Origin of the sequence: Flagellimonas taeanensis, assembly GCF_003584105.1 — a bacterium.
GTDB classification, from domain to species: Bacteria; Bacteroidota; Bacteroidia; order Flavobacteriales; family Flavobacteriaceae; genus Flagellimonas; species Flagellimonas taeanensis.
Genome location: NZ_QXFO01000024.1, coordinates 27840 through 46749 on the forward strand (window position 1 = coordinate 27840; position 18910 = coordinate 46749).

Consider the following 18910-nt stretch of genomic DNA (forward strand, 5'->3'; position numbering starts at 1 on the left):
CTAGGTATTATTTGTTCTGTCGTTCGACCCATTTGTATACAGCTTCTATGGCAAAGCAAGACACCAAAATGGATACGGCCACAATCACTCCCATTTTATTTGAACTGAATTGCTGCTCCAAGAGCACTATCATGGCCATTCCACAAAAAAAGAAGCCCATGAAGGGCACTACCTTATTGCTTCCCGTCTGTGGGGCCAGCTTGAAGCCGGCATAGTTCACCATGGCAAAAATGATAAGGAACCCGATACTCCCTGCCGTTGATATGCTCTCCAATTGGAGGGTATTGGTCAGGGTCAGGGTAAGAATGGCGGTGATGAAAAGACCAATGGGCTGGTTCCAAAGTTGGTAGGTGAGTTGGTGGGGCAGTTCGTCATCCTCTGCAATTTCATAGCTTACCCTGCTTCCTCCATAAAGTGATGCGTTGATGGCCGAAAAAGTGGATATGAGCGCGGCGATCGTAATGATGGTGAACCCCGCTTTGCCCAACATGGGTTTGGCCGCTTCGGCAAGCACATAATCCTCCGCAGTGGCAATTTCCTTAAAAGGAAGTGACCCCACAGTGACCACTGCAATGATGAGGTACAGTAAAATCACGAATAAGATCGATATGTAATAGGCCCTTGGAATGTTCCGTTTAGGGTCGTCCATATCCGGAGCGGCATTGGCAATGAGTTCAAAACCTTCGTAGGCCACAAAAATGACCATACCTCCGGTCAATAATTTGATGGGGGCTTCCCAATTTTCTGGGGATAATTGCCCCAGATTGGGATTGTCCATCAACCCATAGATGCCCACTCCGATGAAAGAGATCAGGATGATCAGTTTGATCACCACCGCATAGGATTCAATGGCACCGACCACCTTGATGCTGTAATAGTTTATGGCAGAGGCCAACACGATGATCACACTGGCGAAAATGTGAAAGTCCATCGGACCGCCTGTAATCGAAACCAAGTTTGGCGCATAGGAGCCAAAAGCGGAAGCATATAGGGAAAGCATGATGATATAGCTTATCCAAAGGAGATTGTTGATGCCGCCGCTGAAAATGGTCCTGCCAAAACCTTGATTGATGAACTTTACGGTCCCACCCCTATCTGGATAGGCCAACGAGAGTTTCACATAACTGTAAGAGGTCACCAAGGCGATGATGCCCGCAAAAAGAAAGGCCAAGGGTGTGCCTCCCTTCGCCAAGGAAACCGCTAATCCCAGCACGGCAAAAATACCCCCACCGACCATACCGCCTATGCCAATGGATATCGCTTCCCGGAGTCCTATTTTTTTGGCCATTTTCTGATTTGGTTGGATAAGTGCCTATGGACCAAAGCCACTTTAGGTCTTGGTTAAAAATTTATTCCCACATAATATCCCTCACTGCCCCGTACATTGAACACGGTACTATCCTCAAAAATGAGGTACTGCCCTTTGATACCCTTGAGCACTCCGGTGTAACTGGGTGTTTTGTCCAGGTTTAGGCTTTTCACCTTTTCGGGATATTGCAGTACGGGAAAATCAAGGTGGGTCTCCCCATTATTCTCGATGAAATATTTGGCCGCTTCGTCGGGAATAAAGGGTTTTAATTTGTTTCGCCATTCCACGAGGTCCACATCCTCAATATCGTTTTTGAGCATTTTCTGCCAGCTGGTCTTGTCGCTCACATGGTCCTTGAGGGCCACCTCGGTGATCCCGGCCAAATACCGGTTGGGTACCTCCACAATTTCGATGGCCTCGTGTGCCCCTTGATCGATCCAGCGGGTGGGCACTTGCGATTTTCGGGTAACGCCCACCTTAATATTGCTGGAATTGGCCAGATATACAATATGCGGCTGTAGCTGCATCTTCTTCTCATATTCCAGGTCGCGGTCCTCCTTGTCCAGATGTGCGGTGCTCAGTTCAGGTTTCATGATCCAATCGCCGGCACGGGGGGTCTCGTAAAAGCAGGATTTGCAGAACCCCTGTCTATAGATGGGCCTGTCCTCCCCACAGTTCAAGCATTGGAACTTGATGAAATCGATTTGGAGCTGTTTGCCCAACGCTTGGTTCATGTTCAGAAAATCGTTGTCGAAGACCAAAAAGTACTGGATGGGCCTCCCGTTTTCGGTTTGCATTTTGCGTAGGACTCCTTCGTATAGCATGTGGAATGAATGTTTGTTTCTAATTTGAAAATGAAAGCCAGAAAAGCTATTTTAGCGGTTACACCTTGCTAAATTCTCGGTTAAAGATACCTAAAAATGCCAATACCATTATTCAATTCCATAGCTTCTTGGTTATTGAAAAAGCGTTATCACCAGATAGAGCTTTTTTTGAAGTACCCCTTGGATGTCCAAGATGAGGTATTGAGACAGTTGATGGATTTTTCCCAGGACACCATGATCGGCAAACAGTATGGGTTCAAGGATTTGCCCAAGTATGAAGAATTCTGCAACAGAGTGCCATTGGTAAGCTATGAAGACGTGGCCCCATTGATAGAACGCACACGTAAAGGTGAACAGAACCTCTTCTGGCCCACCACCATCAAATGGTTTGCCAAGAGCAGTGGCACCACCAATGCCAAGAGCAAGTTCATCCCGGTGAGCAACGAGGCCTTGGAGGATTGCCATTACAAGTCTAGCAAGGACCTTCTGTGCCTCTACCTGAACAATAATGAGAACTCCCAATTGTTTACGGGAAAGAGCCTCAGGTTGGGAGGGAGCAAGGAACTCTATGAGGACAACGGGACCTTTTTCGGGGACCTGTCCGCCATTTTGATAGACAATATGCCTCTTTGGGCAGAATACAGCAGTACACCCAGCAACAAGGTTTCCCTGATGAGCGAGTGGGAATCCAAATTGGAGGCCATCATAGAGGAGAGCATCCAAGAAAATGTCACCAGTTTGGCGGGCGTCCCTTCGTGGATGTTGGTATTGCTCAACCAGGTCTTGGAGAAAACGGGCAAGAACCATTTGTTCGAGATCTGGGAAAACCTGGAAGTCTATTTTCATGGGGGAGTGAGCTTTACGCCCTATCGTAACCAGTATAAAAAATTGTTGCCCCGCAAGAGCTTCAATTATTATGAGACCTACAATGCCTCCGAAGGATTTTTTGGCATCCAGGACCAAAACAATTCGGATGATTTGTTGTTGATGTTGGACTATGGCATTTTCTATGAGTTCATCCCGATGGGACCAGAAGGAGATGGAAAGGCCATTCCTTTGTGGGAGGTACAGATTGGGGTAAACTATGCGATGGTGATCACGACCAATGCAGGGCTTTGGCGCTACAAGATCGGGGATACGGTAAGGTTCACCAGCAAAAATCCGTACCGTATCAGGATTACGGGGCGTACCAAACACCACATCAATGTCTTTGGGGAGGAGTTGATCATTGAAAATGCTGAGGAGGCCTTGCGGCAGATCTGTCAAACCACCGATTCCGAGATCATGGACTACACGGCGGCACCCATATTCATGACCGATAAGGAAAAAGGGGCTCACGAATGGATCATAGAATTCAGAAAACCCCCGAAGGATGTACCCCATTTTATTGAATCCCTCGACAATGCACTAAAATCGCTGAACTCAGATTACGAGGCAAAGCGGTACAACAACATTACCCTCAAAATGCCCAAAGTGCATGTGGCTCGTAAAAACCTCTTCCACGATTGGCTGAAATCCAAGAACAAATTGGGAGGCCAACACAAGATTCCAAGACTCTCGAATGAAAGGAATTACATTGAGGAACTACTTCAAATGAACGTGAAATAAAGAGGTTGTTTGTATTATGTGGAAAGGTATGATGATTTTACGAAAACGTTTTCGTAGATTTGAACCCTTTATCGTGTAAACGAATCTTTTGAACAAATAAAAGCGGAGTATTTCCGTTTAATGATGAAATTTCCCCCATCAAACTTTTGTCAAACACTAAACCATTGAATAATGACAGAAAAACTGGTAGTCATCTCGGATATGTGGGGTGCTAAAAGAGGACTTTGGATAGCTTCCTATTTTGGATACCTTCAGCAGTATTATGATATCGTGTTTCACGATTGCCAACAACTAGGAGGTATCGATGTGCCGCTGGGTACGGAAGAGAATATCCATAAAGCCTTTGTGGATGGTGGAATTGATACGGCAGTTGCCCAATTGCTGAAAAAGGAGACAAAACCTGCACATTACCTGGCTTTCAGTACAGGAGGTACCATTGCTTATAGAGCAGCCCTTCAGGGCCTGCCCATGAAATCCCTTACATCCATATCGGCCACAAGGATCAGGTTGGAAAATCAAAGGCCCCGTGTGCCCATGAACTTGATCTATGGAGAATACGATGAGTTCATGCCCAGCCAAAAATGGGCACAAGAGGTAGGAGTGGACCTTAATGTGGTCCCCCATTTTGGGCATAGTCTTTACACCGATGAAAAAATCATCTCAGAAGTGTGCTTGGCCCTTTTGGAACAAGTGACACAAGTGGTCACCAAAAAAGTGGTCTAGACCCTTTAGGGTCTAGGACACCACTTTCAGTTTTTTGATGGTCTCGTAAGAAAGCATTTTCTCGGCGTAGGCCTTGGTGACCTTAAACTCTGTTTCATCACTGCTCGGCAGGGTGAACATGGCATCGGTGAACACAGCTTCACAGAGCGAGCGCAATCCACGTGCCCCCAATTTGTACTCTACCGCCTTTTCTACAATATAGTCAAGTGCTTGTTCGGTGATGGTGAACGAAATCCCGTCCATGTCAAACAGCTTTTCGTATTGTTTGATGATGGCGTTTCTGGGCTCGGTCAATATGGCCCTAAGGGTCTTGGCATCCAACGGGTTCATGTGGGTGAGCACGGGTAGCCTACCTATGATTTCAGGGATGAGCCCAAATTCCTTCAGATCTTTTGGGATGATGTATTGGAGAATGTTCTCACTGTCCAGCTTGTCCTCCGCTTTGGAGGCGCTATAACCAACGGCCTGCATGTTCAAGCGTTTGGTGATGATGCGTTCTATACCGTCAAATGCACCACCTGCCACAAAAAGGATGTTCTCGGTATTTACCTCGATGAACTTTTGATCGGGGTGCTTACGACCACCTTTAGGTGGAACGTTCACTACGGTGCCTTCCAAAAGTTTCAACAGTCCCTGCTGCACACCTTCACCTGAAACATCACGGGTTATCGAAGGGTTGTCACTTTTTCTTGCAATCTTATCGATTTCATCGATAAATACGATACCCCTTTCCGCTTTCTCCAGGTTGTAATCCGCAGCTTGTAGCAAACGGGTGAGTATACTTTCCACATCCTCGCCCACATAGCCGGCCTCTGTGAGCACAGTGGCATCCACAATGGCCAAGGGCACATTGAGCATACGGGCTATGGTCTTGGCGATAAGTGTCTTTCCGGTCCCGGTCTGCCCTACCATGATGATGTTGCTCTTTTGGATCTCCACATCATTGTCCTTGCCCTTGGGCTGCAAAAGCCTTTTGTAGTGGTTGTACACGGCAACCGACATCACCCTCTTGGTCCTTTCCTGTCCAATGACAAAAGTGTCCAGAAAATCGTGGATCTCCATGGGCTTTTTCAGGACCAGTTCGGAAGAGAGGTCTTGGTTCTTGGATTGTTTGGATTCTTCAGCGACTATGCTGTGGGCCTGTTCAATACATCTATCGCAGATGTGCGCATCAAGCCCAGCGATCAATAAATTGGTTTCCGGTTTTTTCCTACCACAAAAAGAACATTCCAGATTTTCCTTTGCCATACTTCATCAATATTCTGCATTCAACCAACAATAACGTAAAAAAAATGGTTTTGGTTTGCGCTAAGTGGTTGTTTTTTAATAAACTATAAATTATTAGGATTTGTCCCTTGCCAAAATTTCATCGATCATTCCGTACTCCTTGGCCTCTTCGGCTTTCATCCAGTAATCACGGTCACTGTCCTCATAAACCTTGTCAAAGGGTTGGCCGGAATGCTTGGCGATGATCTGGTACAGTTCGTCCTTGATCTTCAACACTTCCTTGGCTGCAATTTCGATATCGCTTGCCTGTCCTTGTGCCCCGGAAAGCGGTTGGTGGATCATCACCCTTGAGTGGGTAAGCCCGCTCCTTTTGCCTTCCTGCCCGGCGCAAAGCAGCACAGCAGCCATGGATGCGGCAATACCGGTGCAAATGGTGGCCACATCGGGTTTGATGAACTGCATGGTGTCATAAATGCCCAATCCAGCATACACGCTTCCGCCAGGGGAGTTGATATATATTTGGATGTCCTTGGAAGCATCTGCACTTTCCAAAAACAACAATTGGGCCTGTACAATGTTGGCGACCTGATCGTTGATCCCTGTGCCCAAAAAGATGATGCGGTCCATCATCAATCGGGAGAAAACATCCATGGCAATGGCGTTCAACTGCCTTTCCTCAATGATGTTCGGGGTCATGTTCATGGGATACATGCTGCTCATGATCTGGTCATAATGCATGCTATTGATGCCATGGTGCTGGGTGGCGTATTTTTTGAATTCTTTTCCGTAATCCATAGGATTTCTTTCGATTTATCTTAAAAAAAAGGTGCCGAAAAAGTTGCTTTTCGGCACCGTAAAGATACTTATTTTTCTTTTAGCGATAGCCTAGCTATATGCTTCCTTGATAAAGTCGTCGTAAGAGACTTCCTTTACCTTGAGGTTGGCCTTTTCTTTGTAAAGGTCCAATAGTTTTTGGCTCATCAACTGCTCCGAAAGCCTTCTGACCTCGTCCTGGTTCCCCAGTACCCTGGCGGCAATGCCTTCCAGTTCCTCATCTTTTGGATCTAAATGGCCATATTGTGCCATTTGGGATTTGATAAAACCCTTGGCAAATTCCTTGAGCTCGTCAAACTGTACCTGAAGGTTGTTCTCTTGGATGATCTTGCCTTCAATCAATTGGTACCGAAGTCCTTTTTCTGATCTTTCAAACTCTTCTTTGGCCTCGTCTTCGGAAAGTGGTTTTTCGCCGCTGATCTGGATCCACTTTTTCAAAAACTCGGCAGGAAGTTCAAACTTGGTCTCTTCGATCAGTTTTTCAGTGATGTCGTTCAACAACTTCTGATCGGACTGTTGCTCAAATTGTTTTTCAGAATCTTCCTTGATACGGTCCTTCAACTCCTTTTCAGAGGTTACCTTGTCCTTTCCGAACAATTTGTCAAATAGGTCTTGGTCCAAAGCGGCAGGTTCACGCTCGTTGATCTCCCCGATGGTGAACGTGACAGTGACATCCAATTTTTCAGCCTTGTCACGGTTGATGCCCAAGGCGCTGGACAAAAGATAGTCTTCCTTGAAAAGTCCCTTGGTGGGAAGGGTCACGGCTTCGCCGACTTTCTTTCCGGTAAGGGCATCCAAGGCCTTTTTGCTCTTGATCTTGTCTATCTCGATGGTGGTCTTGTGGTCAATGTCCTCGGCCTCATTGGCAAAAGTACCGGTAACCTCATCCTTTTTTCCTACTTCACCTTTGGAGACGAGTTTTCCGTATTGTTTCTGGATGCGTTCCACTTGCTCGTCGATCATTTTCTTGTCGGCGACAATTTTGTATTGGGTCACCGCTTTTTTGGTCTTGAGCTGTACATCGAAACTGGGGGCCAGTCCGAGTTCAAACTCAAAATCGAGATGGTCCTTGTCCCAATCAAAGTTTTCCTGTTGCTTGGGCAGGGGATTGCCCAGTACATCCAATTTTTCCTCGGTAAGGTATTTGTTCAGGTTGTCTTGGAGCAGTTTGTTCACTTCATCCACCAAAACGGCCTTGCCATATTGCTTTTTGATCAGTCCCATGGGAACTTGACCTTTTCGGAAACCAGGGATATTGGCCTGTTTTCTGTAATCCTTTAGGATTTTTTCTACCTTGTCCTGATAGTCTTCTTTGCTTATGGCGACTTTTACAACTGCATTAAGATCGTCAATCTGCTCTTTAGTAATATTCATCTCCTACCTAATTTGCTATTCAAAAATGGGTGGCAAAAGTAATGCATTTTTGGTTTGGCAGCAACTTTTTAAACGCTTGAATGTCAAACAAAATGAATTCTATTGATCCTCTTTCAAAATGGAGTGCAAAATGGCCTGCAAAAAAGCCAATAACAAGCTGAAGATGATGGCCCACCAGAAACTTACGACCTGAAAGCCATCGATAAGTTTTGCTGCCAGAAGTATGATGATGGCATTGATGACCAAAAGGAAAAGTCCTAGGGTGAGCACAGTGATGGGAAGTGTGAGGATGACCAATATGGGCTTGACCAAAAAGTTCAGGATGCTCAGTACAACGGCCACAATGATGGCGGTAAACATGGAGTCCACACCCACGCCGGGGAGGATATAGGATAGGATCACAACGGCCAAGGCGTTCAATAAAAGTCTCAAAATAAGTTTCATAAGGTTGTTTTAGATTTTATACATAATAAAAAAAGACACCGTGGAAACGGTGCCTTTAAGATAATAAAATTAAATGTTGCTTAGTTAATATATAGTCCAGTATAATCCAAAGGATTTACACCGGGCAAATTTGATCCGAATTTGGTGTTGATGGCCGCAATGAAGGCATTGGCCAAAATGGCGTAGCCCCTTGGGGTCGGGTGGACACCGTCCAATGAGAACCCTCCGCCAGTGGCAAAGGCTGCTGTTACGGTGCTGCCGTCCGCCAATTGAACACCGTTTGCTTTGATATTTGTCATTAGGGCATTGGCATCAACTAGGGCCAGGCCATAGGTGGTTGCAAGGGCGGAAATGGTCTGGTTGTAGGCGTCTGTGGCGTCCTTGACCATTTTTTGTTCTTCAGGGGTCAAAACCCATTTGTCGGCCAAGGGCACTGCCACCCCATTAATGGATGTGGGGTCGTTGGGATTGGCCAAGGTGCCGATGAACGTTCTTGAGGTAAGGACCATAAGGTCTTTTTCGGTAGCTTGTCTCATGTTGATCAATGCTGGGTTGAACCCCGTAAGGTCGGTAAGATCTTCGTCAATGATGACCACGGCATTTCCTTCGCCTGCGGCAAAGGTGATGGTCCTTTTTGCCAATTCATCTTCGGTAATCACATCCATTGCCTGTAATTGTTGTAGACCTGCATTGTATGCCCCATAGGCCGAAGCGCTGTTCAAAAATGCAGCCGTGTTCGCATCCAAAGGGATGGGATTGTGTGGTACCGTAGTGAAATAGGGAATATCGGTAACGTAGGGGATGTTGGCAATGGCACCTTTGGCCCCGTTGGCTGTCATGGTCATAAGAATCCCGTTCATCACATTGGCATACACGTTGGGGTCGGTGATATCGTCCCTAGAGTAAGTGCTTGGATCCAGATTTCCCAATTGGTCTTCTCCGGCACCTCCGCCAACGGCATACAATACAACATCGTTGGTGCCTGCCCACAACGTGAAGAAAGTGGGGTTCTGTGCAGCAGCATCACCAATAACAGTTGCTGATTCTGAAGAAGAGAACCTCACAAAGTAAGGATTGGCTGCCCCTATGGCCAAACCGGCTAAACTACCATAGCCTGGCGCCAAGAGTTCATAGCTTTTTGCTCCTGGTACACCCATATTGTTGAAAGGACCTGAAAGCTTATTGGTGATTTCGGTACTTCCTTGTCCGGCTACGGGGACGGGAGCGGGTCCCGCGGCAAAGCTCAAGATCAATCGATTGCCTATATCGGGAGAGCCGTCCATGTTTAGGTCAGTTTCTCCGTTTATGGTCGCGCCGCCCAAGTTGTCTGCCATATAAGGAATTGTAAATTCACCTCCGCCGACAAGGGCAAAATTGGCAGCCAACATATTGGGCATGGAAGCCTCTTGTCCATCAATGAAGAGGGCGTTGTCCGAGAACCCTGCGGTAAGGGAATTGCCTACGGCAACATATTTGGAAAAATCTGCTGTTCCTGCGGTATAGTCCACAGGGTCTGGGCCTGGTGGGTTGGTCGGGGTCGTATCATCCTCACATGCAATTAAGAATAGGCCTAAAAAGGGAAGCAAGGCATAAAACTTTTTCATATCGAATAATCTGTTAGAGTTAGTTCCTGATAAAACCAGAATTAATCAAAGCTATATCAAAATTGTTATACAGACAATTAAATGGATGAAAAAATTATGCATGCATAATAAAAAGGGTAAAATTTTAGGAATTTAGAAAATGGAGGCTCTTCTCAAAAAACTGCTTGGGGTTCTCTGCATGGAGCCAATGTCCTGCATTGTCCACGGTCTCTATAATGGCGTTGGGGAAATGTTTTTTGATTTCGGAAAGGTCAGTGGGCTGGATATATTCGGAACGATCTCCCCTGAGGAAGAGGGTAGGGCCTTCGTAAAGAGCCGTGGGATTGATATTGTCCCCGATCTCTTCCATTTTATTCTTGAGCACATCGAAATTGAAGCGGAAACCCAATTTTCCTTGCTCCACCCAGTACAGGTTTTTCAAAAGGAACTGCCTCACGCCAAAATTCCTGATGCTTTTGGAAAGGATGTCATCGGCCTCGCTGCGGCTGGATATTTGGTCAAAATCCAATGTGGCCAGTCCGTTGACGATATCTTGATGGTGGGGAGGGTAGAACTTTGGGGCAATGTCGGCAATGATCAATTTCGAGACCAGTTCAGGATGGGAGGTGGCCAACTGCATTGCCGTTTTGCCGCCCATGGAGTGGCCCATCACAATGGCCGAACCGATTTTGTGGTGTGCCATGTAATCCTGCACGTCCTTGGCGAGCAGCTCATAATCAAAATCAAGGGAATGGAAACTTTTGCCATGGTTGCGCTGGTCCAGCAAATGGACTTCATACCCATTTTCGGCATATTGGGCGCCCAGTGTCTTCCAGTTGTCGGACATGCCCAAAAAACCATGTAGGATCAAAAAGGGTTTTCCTTCTCCCAGTACTTTTGAATGTAGTAGTTCCATTATTTCAGTCGGTGTAGATACATGTTCACCACATTTTCGAGTCCCATATAGATGGATTCGCAGATCAAGGCGTGTCCAATGGAAACTTCCAAAAGGTGGGGTATGTTTTCCTTGAAAAATTTGATGTTGTCCAGATTGAGGTCGTGCCCGGCATTGATGCCCAATCCGAGTTCATGTGCCATTTTGGCCGCTTCGGCAAAAGGAGCAATGCTCTTTTCTTTGTGGCCTTCGGCAAACTGATGGGCAAAACTCTCGGTATAAAGTTCTATTCGGTCCGTGCCCGTTTGGGCGGCCCCCTTCACCATCTCCACACTGGGGTCCACAAAAATAGAGGTCCGGATGCCATGTTCCTTGAACGTTTTGATCACCTCTACCAAAAAATCCTTGTGCTTTATGGTGTCCCATCCTGCATTGGAGGTAATGGCATCCTCGGCATCGGGCACGAGTGTGACTTGGGTGGGCTTTACCTCCAAGACCAGGTCGATGAAACTGGGTACCGGGTTGCCTTCTATATTGAATTCGGTGGTAACGATTTTCTTGAGGTCCCTTGCATCTTGGTAGCGAATGTGTCGCTCATCCGGTCTGGGGTGGATGGTAATTCCCTGTGCGCCAAACGACTCAATATCTTTGGCCGATATGATCAAGTTGGGGACATTGCCGCCGCGGGAATTCCGTAAAGTTGCCAGTTTGTTGATGTTGACGCTCAACTTTGTCATGAAGATCTTTTTTAGATAGGCAAAAATAAGGATTAGGCACGCCTTTTGCCATTTTAAATTAGTATTTTGCACCTAATACCACTGTCATGTACATACAAGACCAAATTGTGACCAATGTTCCCATTTTTGAGGTTTCGGAAACCTTGAAGGATGTCATCAAGTTTTTTGAGGAGACCACTTTTTCCCATGTGGCCGTGACAGAGAATGGGGTTTATTTAGGAATGTTGTCGGAGAATGACCTTGCCTGTTTTGAACCGGGCAAAACCGTGGAGGAATTTAGGTACGAACTGGAAAGTTTCTTTGTGGTCAAGGAAACAGCATGGCTGGACGTGTTGGAAATGTTCTCCAGGAACGGGTCCAACATCTTGCCCGTTTTGGACGAGAACCAGATTGTCCTAGGCTATTATAACCTCGAAGATATTGTCAGCGTTTTCATAGACACCCCATTTTTTAAAGAACCCGGCGCCATTCTTGTGGTATCCACGGGAATCAAGGACTATTCCTTCAGTGAGATAGCCCAGATCGTGGAAAGCAACAATGCCCGGTTGTTGGGGGCCTTCATCACGGATTCTGAGAACGATGTGGTACAGATTACCCTTAAGATCGGCACACAAAGCCTCAATGAGGTGACACAGACCTTTAGGCGGTACAACTACAGCATCATCTTTGGAAACAGCGACGACCAGTTCTTGGAAGACCTGAAACAACGATCGGACTATTTGGAAAAATATCTCAACGTATAGCATGAAGGTAGCCATTTACGGTCAAACTTTTCTGGAGGAGGATAAACGTTGTGTGGAAGAATTGCTGGAAGAGCTGGAAAAGCTGAGTGCCAGCATATTTGTAGAGGAAAAATTCAACCATTTGGTCTCCACTTCCACAAGTGGACATATCCAAGGTACCTTTTCCCAATCCAAAGGATTGGATTCCACTTTTGACATGTTCGTGAGTTTTGGGGGCGACGGGACCATGCTGCGGGCCGTTACCTATATTAAGGACCTGGGCATTCCCATTGTGGGGGTGAATACGGGTAGGTTGGGCTTTCTGTCCACCTTCAAAAAGGAAAACGTACGCAAATTGGTCACGGAATTTGTGGCCGGGCACTATACCATTGAGGAAAGAACTTTGGTGGAGGTGGAGCTGAACTCCGACTTGGACGAATTCAACGGGCTCAACTTTGCACTGAACGAAGTAACCGTCAGCCGCAAGGACACCACTTCCATGATCACTGTGGAAACCTACCTGAACGATGAATACCTCACTTCCTATTGGGCGGACGGACTGATTGTCTCCACTCCCACGGGATCTACGGGCTACTCCCTGAGCTGTGGCGGACCGGTGATCGCGCCAACGGCAAAGTCATTGGTGCTTACCCCGATTGCCCCGCACAACCTGAATGCAAGGCCCTTGGTCATTTCCGACGACACCCAGATCAGGTTGAAGGTATCCGGAAGGGAAAAGACCCATTTGGTGTCCTTGGATTCCAGGATAGCCGATATTCCCAATGGCAAGGAAATCAAGATCAGAAAATCGGACGTTGTCATAAAAATGATAGAGTACAAATCGGAAAGCTTCTTGAAAACGTTGCGCAACAAACTACTTTGGGGAGAGGATAGGCGCAATTGAACCCATCAAAAACAATAAAAGGAGCGAAAAACTGTTTAACAAAGGAGAACAATGCAAACATCGTACTTATTGACCTTCCTTTACTCTTAACACGTGAAATTTTTTGGATAGTATGCGGATAGTTTTGGCTGTTTTTCTATGCTGTGTGGTCAAGCTTGGTGCCCAGACCTATGAGGTGGGGGTGTTTGCCGGTGGTGCCAATATGGTGGGCGATGTGGGAAGGACCAACTATATATTGCCTTCCGGTCCGGCCTTCGGCGGGATCTTCAAATGGAACAAGAGCAAAAGGTATGCTTGGCGCGCCAGTGTCATCTACGGTGACTTTACGGCTGACGACACAAAATCCAGCATGGAATCCAGGCAACAACGGGCCTATGTTGTGGACAATTCTGTCCTGGAAGCCTCTTTGGGTCTGGAAATCAACTTTGTGGAATATAATCTGCATAAACTCGGACCGGCCTTCACGCCTTATCTTTACACAGGCCTTACCTACTTCAGATACGATTTTAATTACATTGATGCCCTTCAAGTGCAGGATATTAACCAAAAAGAAGGTAGTTTTGCAATTCCAATGACGGTTGGGGCAAAGTATCGGTTAAATCAATTCCTGATTCTTGGCGCCGAAATTGGGGCCAGGTACACGTTTACGGACAATTTGGACGCAAGCAATCCCGAAGGCTCCAATTTTGAGCAATTCAGGTTCGGGAACATATTGAGCGATGACTGGTATGTCTTTACAGGGTTTACGTTGACGTACACCTTTGGACGCAAGCCCTGCCAGGATTGTTTTCAATAAGGATGCACACACTAGAAGACGTAAACAAGGACAGACTTCCCCAACACGTGGCCATCATCATGGACGGCAATGGCCGTTGGGCCAAGCAACGGGGCAAACTCAGGGTATTTGGCCATGAGAACGGTGTGGAGTCCGTAAGGCAAACCGTGGAGAGCTGCGCCAAGCTCCAGATTCCTTTTTTGACCTTATACGCTTTTTCCACAGAAAACTGGAACCGCCCAAAGGTTGAGGTGGACACCTTGATGAGACTTTTGGTGACCGCGCTGAAAAAAGAACTCAAGACCCTGCACAAGAACAACATACGGTTGAAGGCCATCGGTAAAATGGACACTTTGCCCGAAAAAGTGCGCAAGGAATTGGAAGAGGTCATTTCGAAAACATCAAAAAATACAGGGATGACAGTTACCCTGGCCCTCAGCTATGGCTCGCGGGAAGAGATAAAAACAGCCGTACAGCAGATTGCGACCAAAGTTAAAAATAATATAATTTCACCTGAAAATATTGACGAAGCCGTTATAAATACACATCTTTACGCGCATTTCCTGCCCGATGTGGACCTGCTGATCCGCACCAGTGGCGAATGTAGAATAAGCAATTTTCTACTTTGGCAGATTGCATATGCCGAATTATATTTTATTGATGTATTTTGGCCGGATTTTAGAGAGCATCATTTGGTAGAAGCAATATTAAGTTACCAAAATAGAGAACGACGATTTGGAAAAACTAGCGAACAACTCAATTAAGGGCATTAGGAACTCTATACATTCATACCTTAAACTACTTCTCCCCCTATTATTTTTTTCCGGTCAGGCCTTGGCCCAAGAAACCTCTTTTGAGGACGGAAAGCAATATATCTTGGGAGATTTGACGGTCACCGGGCTGCAGAGCTACAACGAGCAGACCGTGAAAACGTATACTGGATTGCGTGTAGGCCAACCCATAACGGTGCCCGGGGATGAGATCAGTGCCGTGATCAAAAAATTGTGGGGCCTCGATCTCTTCAGCAATGTGGAGATGTACTATACCAAGGTCGAAGGAGACAAGATTTTTTTGGAGCTCTATATCCAGGAACGCCCTACCCTGAACAATGTCACAGTTTATGGTGTCAAGAAGCGTAAAGTAGAGGACATCATCAACGATACCGACCTGAAAAAGGGCAAAAAAATAACGGAAAGCCTTATTGCCAATACCAAGAACTACCTGCAGAACAAGTACAAGAAGCAAGGGTACCTGAATGCAAAGGTGAACATAGCCACCGCTGCCGATACCTCGGGGGTCAACGTCCAGAACATGGTGATCAACTTGAACAAAGGGGATAAGGTCAAGATTAGGAAGATCGTTTTTGAGGGCAATGAACAGCTTTCGGACAAGAGGCTTCGCAAATCCTTGAAAAAGACCAAAAAGAAGAAATTCTATAGGTTCTGGAAAAAATCAAAGTATATCGAAGAAGATTATAGGGAAGACCTGTCCAATTTGATGGACACTTATGCCGAACGGGGCTACAGGGATGCCCGTATCTTGATGGATACCTTTACTAAAGTTGATGAGAACAACATCGACCTGAAGATAAAGCTCGAAGAAGGCAATAAATATTATTTCGGGGACATCGACTTTGTAGGGAACACCGTCTATACCGATAGGCAGTTGGGCCAGATATTGGGAATCAAGAAAGGTGACACTTACAACGGGGTATTGTTAAAGGAACGGATTGCCGACGATAGTAAGCCCGATGCCATAGATTTGACCAACCAGTACCAGAACAACGGATATCTCTTTTCCAGCATCAATCCTGTGGAAGTTTCCGCAGTGAACGACACCATCGATTTTGAGATAAGGATCATTGAGGGCAAGGAAACCTTTTTGGACCACGTGACCGTAGTGGGCAACGACAAGACCAATGACCATGTGATCTTTAGGGAACTGCGCACAAGACCTGGTCAAAAATACAGCAAGGACAATATAGTAAGGAGTATCCGCGAATTGGGCCAACTTGGATTTTTCGATGCGGAACAGATAAAACCGGACATCATCAATCCAGACCCGAATGCCGGTACAGTGGATGTCCAGTACAGTTTGGTGGAGGCAGGTTCCAGTCAGATAGAACTACAGGGTGGTTTTGGTGGCGGAGGCTTCATCGGTACCCTTGGACTTTCCTTCAGCAATTTTTCATTGAAGAATATTTTCAACGGCGAGGCATACAAACCTGTGCCTATGGGAGATGGACAGACCTTTGCCCTGCGTTTGCAGGCCAGTAGAACCTTTAGGGTGTATAGCTTGAATTTCTCCGAACCTTGGTTGGGAGGTAAAAAGCCGGTAAGGTTCAACCTGTCCCTATCAAGGACACAGCAATTCGCCACGGGCTATGACAGCAGGGGCAGGATAGATGTGGACAAATCAAGGGGCTTTGCTATCACCGGAGTTTCGGCCGGATTGGCTAAAAGGGTACAATGGCCCGATGACTTCTTTACCATATCCCATGCGGTGAGTTACCAGCGATACGATTTCAACGATTACAACAGTGGTCTGTTCAACTTTGGAAATGGTAGTTCCAATTCCATTAACTATACCATAGGAATTTCCAGGAGTTCCCAAGGTCCCAGTAGGATTTTCCCGATGACAGGTTCCAACTTTGAACTTACGGCCAAGTTTACGCCTCCCTATTCTCTTTTTGGAGCCAAGGACTTTAAGCAAATCAAGGAGGACATCGATGCTACCACAGTTAGGTTGAGGGAAATTGGAGACCCTAACAATGCTAGCGCAGAAGAACAATTGGAATATACTCAACTCAGAGGCGATTTGGAAAGATTGGAAGAGGAACGTTTCAAATTGTTGGAGTTTTACAAGATCAAGTTCAAAGGTGATTGGTACACCCGTTTGGTGGACAAATTGGTACTTCGTACCAATGCCGAGTTTGGATTTTTGGGAGCCTATAACCACGATATCGGGGATGTGCCCTTTGAGCGGTTCTACGTGGGTGGTGACGGTCTTGGAAACTTCACGTTGGACGGTAGGGATATTGTGCAGTTGCGTGGATACGAGAACCAGTCCTTGACCCCATACATCAACAATGCCATAACTGGAAGATTGGAGCAAGAGGGGGGCACCATATACAATAAATTCTCCTTGGAGCTCCGTTATCCGTTCACGTTGAAACCCTCCGCATCCATTTATGGACTCACATTTTTGGAAGCAGGGAACTCGTTCAACAATTTTAATGACTATAATCCGTTTGAGATAAAAAGATCTGCCGGAGTGGGGCTACGTATTTTTATGCCGGCATTCGGACTCTTGGGAATCGATTTTGGTTATGGCTTTGATAGCGATGCCAGACCTGGATCGGTCGGACCAAGCGGCTGGCAAACGCACTTCATCATCGGGCAGCAGTTTTAATCAAGGGAAAATAGTGTCTTGATATGTTTTAAACAGCTCATTATAAATGGATTGTTTATTTTGGCACGATATTTTCTATGTAAAAAGCGGAAGTAAAGATGAATACAAAAGTTCTTTTGTCATTGATGGTCCTGATGTCGTCCCTTTATGGATTTTCCCAACGTGGCGTACGCATAGGATACGTGGATATGGAGTATATCCTGGATAATGTGGAGGAATATAGAGATGCTACCGAACAGCTGGACATCAAGGCGCAGAAATGGAAGCAGGAGATAGAGCTGAAGCAGAGCGCCATCGAACAAATGAAGAAAGACCTGATGGCAGAAAAAGTGCTCCTCACGGATGAGCTTATCGCCGAGCGGGAAGAAGAGATCCAAATCTTGGAAAAGGAGATGCTGGATTATCAACAAGACCGTTTCGGGCCAAAGGGAGATTTGGTGATGCAGAAACAACTATTGATACAGCCCATTCAGGACCAGGTTTTCAACGAAGTGCAGAAAATCGGCGCCAATAAAAGATACGATTTTATTTTTGATAAATCGGCAGATGTTGTAATGTTGTACTCCGAAAAAAGACACGACGTCAGCGACTTGGTTTTAAGGGAAATAGCACGTACCAGGAAAGTAAGTGCCTCCAACAGAAAACAAGAACAGCAGAACCGATTGGATCAGTTTATTGAAGAGGAAGGGGACGAAGAGGAAGAAATAAGTGAGGCCCTGTTGGAACGCCAACAGAGGACGGATTCCATACAACAGGCCAATGCCAAAGCTGTGGAAGACAGAAGGGCCGAACAGTTGAGGCTCAGGGAAGAACGTAAGAAAGCTTACGAAGAACGAAGGAAAAAATTATTGGAAGAGCGCGAGGCCAAACGTGATGCCAAGTTGGACGAACGGAAAAAAGCGCAGGAACAACAAAAAGATTCAATAGAATAACATATATTGAAACACTAAATTTAACATCAAAATAGTAACTTAGAACCATGAGAAATGTAAAAAGGATTGCGGTGGCCCTTGTATTGTTTGTAGCGGCTACGGGTTTTATGAGCGCGCAGAGCAAGGTTGCACACATCAATGTACAGCAACTATTGTCTGATATGCCGGAGATGAAGGCCGCACAGGCAGAGTTGAAGAAATTGCAGGAAACCTATAGGGCAGACATACAAAATTCCATGAAAGAGCTTCAAAATAAGCTGACCCAATACCAAAACGAGGCCACTTCCAAGACCAACGAGGAAAATGAGCAAAGGGCGTTGGAACTTCAAGGATTTGAAAGAAACATCCAAGAGGCTGAACAGGCTGCCATGCAGGAAATGCAAAAAAAACAACAAGAGCTGTTCGCACCTATCTCTGACAAAGCCAAAGCAGCCATCGAAAAAGTGGCCGCTGCACAAGGTTTCGACTATGTGATCGATGCCAGCCCAGGATTGAGCCTTATCGTGGCCAAAGGCAAAGACCTTTTGCCCGAAGTAAAGAAAGAATTGGGCTTCTAAGCCATATCTTATACAATTTAAAAACCGCTTTTCAGTAGGAGAAGCGGTTTT

18 protein-coding genes are annotated in these 18910 nt (G+C 46.1%); 9 read left to right on the forward strand and 9 right to left on the reverse strand.

The window, feature by feature from the left end:
* Positions 1-7: 7 nt before the first annotated feature.
* Together D2V93_RS12120 and D2V93_RS12125 are read right to left on the reverse strand one after the other, a co-directional pair.
* Entirely contained in the window at positions 8-1288 is a 1281-nt protein-coding gene (locus tag D2V93_RS12120; protein ID WP_119619693.1) for an APC family permease, read from the reverse strand.
* Between the two features lie 53 nt (positions 1289-1341).
* Positions 1342-2133, reverse strand: coding sequence for a DUF2797 domain-containing protein (locus tag D2V93_RS12125; protein ID WP_119619694.1), 792 nt, complete (start codon positions 2131-2133; stop codon positions 1342-1344).
* Between the two features lie 96 nt (positions 2134-2229).
* On the opposite strand from D2V93_RS12125, the gene D2V93_RS12130 reads away from it, so the two are divergent.
* Both D2V93_RS12130 and D2V93_RS12135 read left to right on the forward strand, forming a co-directional pair.
* Positions 2230-3741, forward strand: a complete 1512-nt coding sequence (locus tag D2V93_RS12130; RefSeq protein WP_119619695.1) for a GH3 auxin-responsive promoter family protein — start codon at positions 2230-2232, stop codon at positions 3739-3741.
* A 171-nt stretch (positions 3742-3912) separates the two neighbouring features.
* Complete coding sequence (locus tag D2V93_RS12135) at positions 3913-4464, forward strand: dienelactone hydrolase family protein (RefSeq protein ID WP_119619696.1); 552 nt, start codon at positions 3913-3915, stop codon at positions 4462-4464.
* A gap of 12 nt (positions 4465-4476) precedes the next feature.
* Here D2V93_RS12135 and clpX read toward each other — a convergent pair whose 3' ends face one another.
* The 7 genes from clpX to D2V93_RS12170 all read right to left on the reverse strand — a co-directional run bounded on the left by clpX (position 4477) and on the right by D2V93_RS12170 (position 11558).
* Positions 4477-5712, reverse strand: a complete 1236-nt coding sequence (gene clpX / locus D2V93_RS12140) for an ATP-dependent Clp protease ATP-binding subunit ClpX (protein WP_072878341.1) — start codon at positions 5710-5712, stop codon at positions 4477-4479.
* Between the two features lie 93 nt (positions 5713-5805).
* Positions 5806-6486, reverse strand: a complete 681-nt coding sequence (gene clpP / locus D2V93_RS12145; protein WP_072878343.1) for an ATP-dependent Clp endopeptidase proteolytic subunit ClpP — start codon at positions 6484-6486, stop codon at positions 5806-5808.
* A 90-nt stretch (positions 6487-6576) separates the two neighbouring features.
* Positions 6577-7899, reverse strand: coding sequence for a trigger factor (tig, locus tag D2V93_RS12150; RefSeq protein ID WP_072878345.1), 1323 nt, complete (start codon positions 7897-7899; stop codon positions 6577-6579).
* Positions 7900-7998: 99 nt separating this feature from the next.
* Positions 7999-8343 (reverse strand): phage holin family protein, encoded by a 345-nt coding sequence (locus D2V93_RS12155; RefSeq protein ID WP_072878347.1) that lies wholly within the window; start codon positions 8341-8343, stop codon positions 7999-8001.
* 80 nt (positions 8344-8423) lie between these two features.
* Positions 8424-9947 carry an SGNH/GDSL hydrolase family protein gene (locus tag D2V93_RS12160; RefSeq protein ID WP_119619697.1) on the reverse strand — a complete coding sequence of 508 codons (1524 nt, stop codon included), beginning with the start codon at positions 9945-9947 and terminating at the stop codon, positions 8424-8426.
* Between the two features lie 124 nt (positions 9948-10071).
* The gene (locus tag D2V93_RS12165; protein WP_119619698.1) at positions 10072-10842 is read right to left on the reverse strand and encodes an alpha/beta fold hydrolase; all 771 of its coding nucleotides are present in this window, start codon (positions 10840-10842) and stop codon (positions 10072-10074) included.
* Positions 10842-11558, reverse strand: a complete 717-nt coding sequence (locus tag D2V93_RS12170; protein ID WP_119619699.1) for a pyridoxine 5'-phosphate synthase — start codon at positions 11556-11558, stop codon at positions 10842-10844. Before D2V93_RS12170 ends, D2V93_RS12165 begins: the two co-directional genes overlap by 1 nt.
* Positions 11559-11644: 86 nt before the next feature.
* Between D2V93_RS12170 and D2V93_RS12175 the strand changes: the two genes are divergently transcribed.
* The 7 genes from D2V93_RS12175 to D2V93_RS12205 all read left to right on the forward strand — a co-directional run bounded on the left by D2V93_RS12175 (position 11645) and on the right by D2V93_RS12205 (position 18859).
* Positions 11645-12301, forward strand: coding sequence for a CBS domain-containing protein (locus D2V93_RS12175; protein WP_072878355.1), 657 nt, complete (start codon positions 11645-11647; stop codon positions 12299-12301).
* A gap of 1 nt (position 12302) precedes the next feature.
* Complete coding sequence (locus D2V93_RS12180) at positions 12303-13184, forward strand: NAD kinase (RefSeq protein ID WP_119619700.1); 882 nt, start codon at positions 12303-12305, stop codon at positions 13182-13184.
* Positions 13185-13296: 112 nt separating this feature from the next.
* A complete protein-coding gene (gene porG / locus D2V93_RS12185) occupies positions 13297-13980 on the forward strand; it encodes a type IX secretion system protein PorG (protein ID WP_119619701.1) in 684 nt (227 codons plus the stop codon).
* A gap of 2 nt (positions 13981-13982) precedes the next feature.
* Complete coding sequence (locus tag D2V93_RS12190; RefSeq protein ID WP_119619702.1) at positions 13983-14723, forward strand: isoprenyl transferase; 741 nt, start codon at positions 13983-13985, stop codon at positions 14721-14723.
* On the forward strand, positions 14695-17370 hold the full coding sequence (locus D2V93_RS12195; protein WP_119619703.1) for a BamA/OMP85 family outer membrane protein: 2676 nt from the start codon (positions 14695-14697) through the stop codon (positions 17368-17370). The genes D2V93_RS12190 and D2V93_RS12195 overlap by 29 nt, the downstream gene beginning before the upstream one ends.
* Before the next feature lie 98 nt (positions 17371-17468).
* Positions 17469-18302: an OmpH/Skp family outer membrane protein gene (locus D2V93_RS12200; protein ID WP_072878366.1), complete on the forward strand. Its 834-nt coding sequence runs from the start codon at positions 17469-17471 to the stop codon at positions 18300-18302.
* Between the two features lie 47 nt (positions 18303-18349).
* Positions 18350-18859: an OmpH/Skp family outer membrane protein gene (locus D2V93_RS12205; RefSeq protein ID WP_072878368.1), complete on the forward strand. Its 510-nt coding sequence runs from the start codon at positions 18350-18352 to the stop codon at positions 18857-18859.
* Positions 18860-18910: the final 51 nt, after the last annotated feature.

Coding starts and splice junctions, on each gene's coding strand:
- D2V93_RS12120 (WP_119619693.1), bottom strand. CDS start 1,288: ATGGCCAAAAAAATAGGACTCCGGGAAGCGATATCCATTGGCATAGGC.
- D2V93_RS12125 (WP_119619694.1), bottom strand. CDS start 2,133: ATGCTATACGAAGGAGTCCTACGCAAAATGCAAACCGAAAACGGGAGG.
- D2V93_RS12130 (WP_119619695.1), top strand. CDS start 2,230: ATGCCAATACCATTATTCAATTCCATAGCTTCTTGGTTATTGAAAAAG.
- D2V93_RS12135 (WP_119619696.1), top strand. CDS start 3,913: ATGACAGAAAAACTGGTAGTCATCTCGGATATGTGGGGTGCTAAAAGA.
- clpX (WP_072878341.1), bottom strand. CDS start 5,712: ATGGCAAAGGAAAATCTGGAATGTTCTTTTTGTGGTAGGAAAAAACCG.
- clpP (WP_072878343.1), bottom strand. CDS start 6,486: ATGGATTACGGAAAAGAATTCAAAAAATACGCCACCCAGCACCATGGC.
- tig (WP_072878345.1), bottom strand. CDS start 7,899: ATGAATATTACTAAAGAGCAGATTGACGATCTTAATGCAGTTGTAAAA.
- D2V93_RS12155 (WP_072878347.1), bottom strand. CDS start 8,343: ATGAAACTTATTTTGAGACTTTTATTGAACGCCTTGGCCGTTGTGATC.
- D2V93_RS12160 (WP_119619697.1), bottom strand. CDS start 9,947: ATGAAAAAGTTTTATGCCTTGCTTCCCTTTTTAGGCCTATTCTTAATT.
- D2V93_RS12165 (WP_119619698.1), bottom strand. CDS start 10,842: ATGGAACTACTACATTCAAAAGTACTGGGAGAAGGAAAACCCTTTTTG.
- D2V93_RS12170 (WP_119619699.1), bottom strand. CDS start 11,558: ATGACAAAGTTGAGCGTCAACATCAACAAACTGGCAACTTTACGGAAT.
- D2V93_RS12175 (WP_072878355.1), top strand. CDS start 11,645: ATGTACATACAAGACCAAATTGTGACCAATGTTCCCATTTTTGAGGTT.
- D2V93_RS12180 (WP_119619700.1), top strand. CDS start 12,303: ATGAAGGTAGCCATTTACGGTCAAACTTTTCTGGAGGAGGATAAACGT.
- porG (WP_119619701.1), top strand. CDS start 13,297: ATGCGGATAGTTTTGGCTGTTTTTCTATGCTGTGTGGTCAAGCTTGGT.
- D2V93_RS12190 (WP_119619702.1), top strand. CDS start 13,983: ATGCACACACTAGAAGACGTAAACAAGGACAGACTTCCCCAACACGTG.
- D2V93_RS12200 (WP_072878366.1), top strand. CDS start 17,469: ATGAATACAAAAGTTCTTTTGTCATTGATGGTCCTGATGTCGTCCCTT.
- D2V93_RS12205 (WP_072878368.1), top strand. CDS start 18,350: ATGAGAAATGTAAAAAGGATTGCGGTGGCCCTTGTATTGTTTGTAGCG.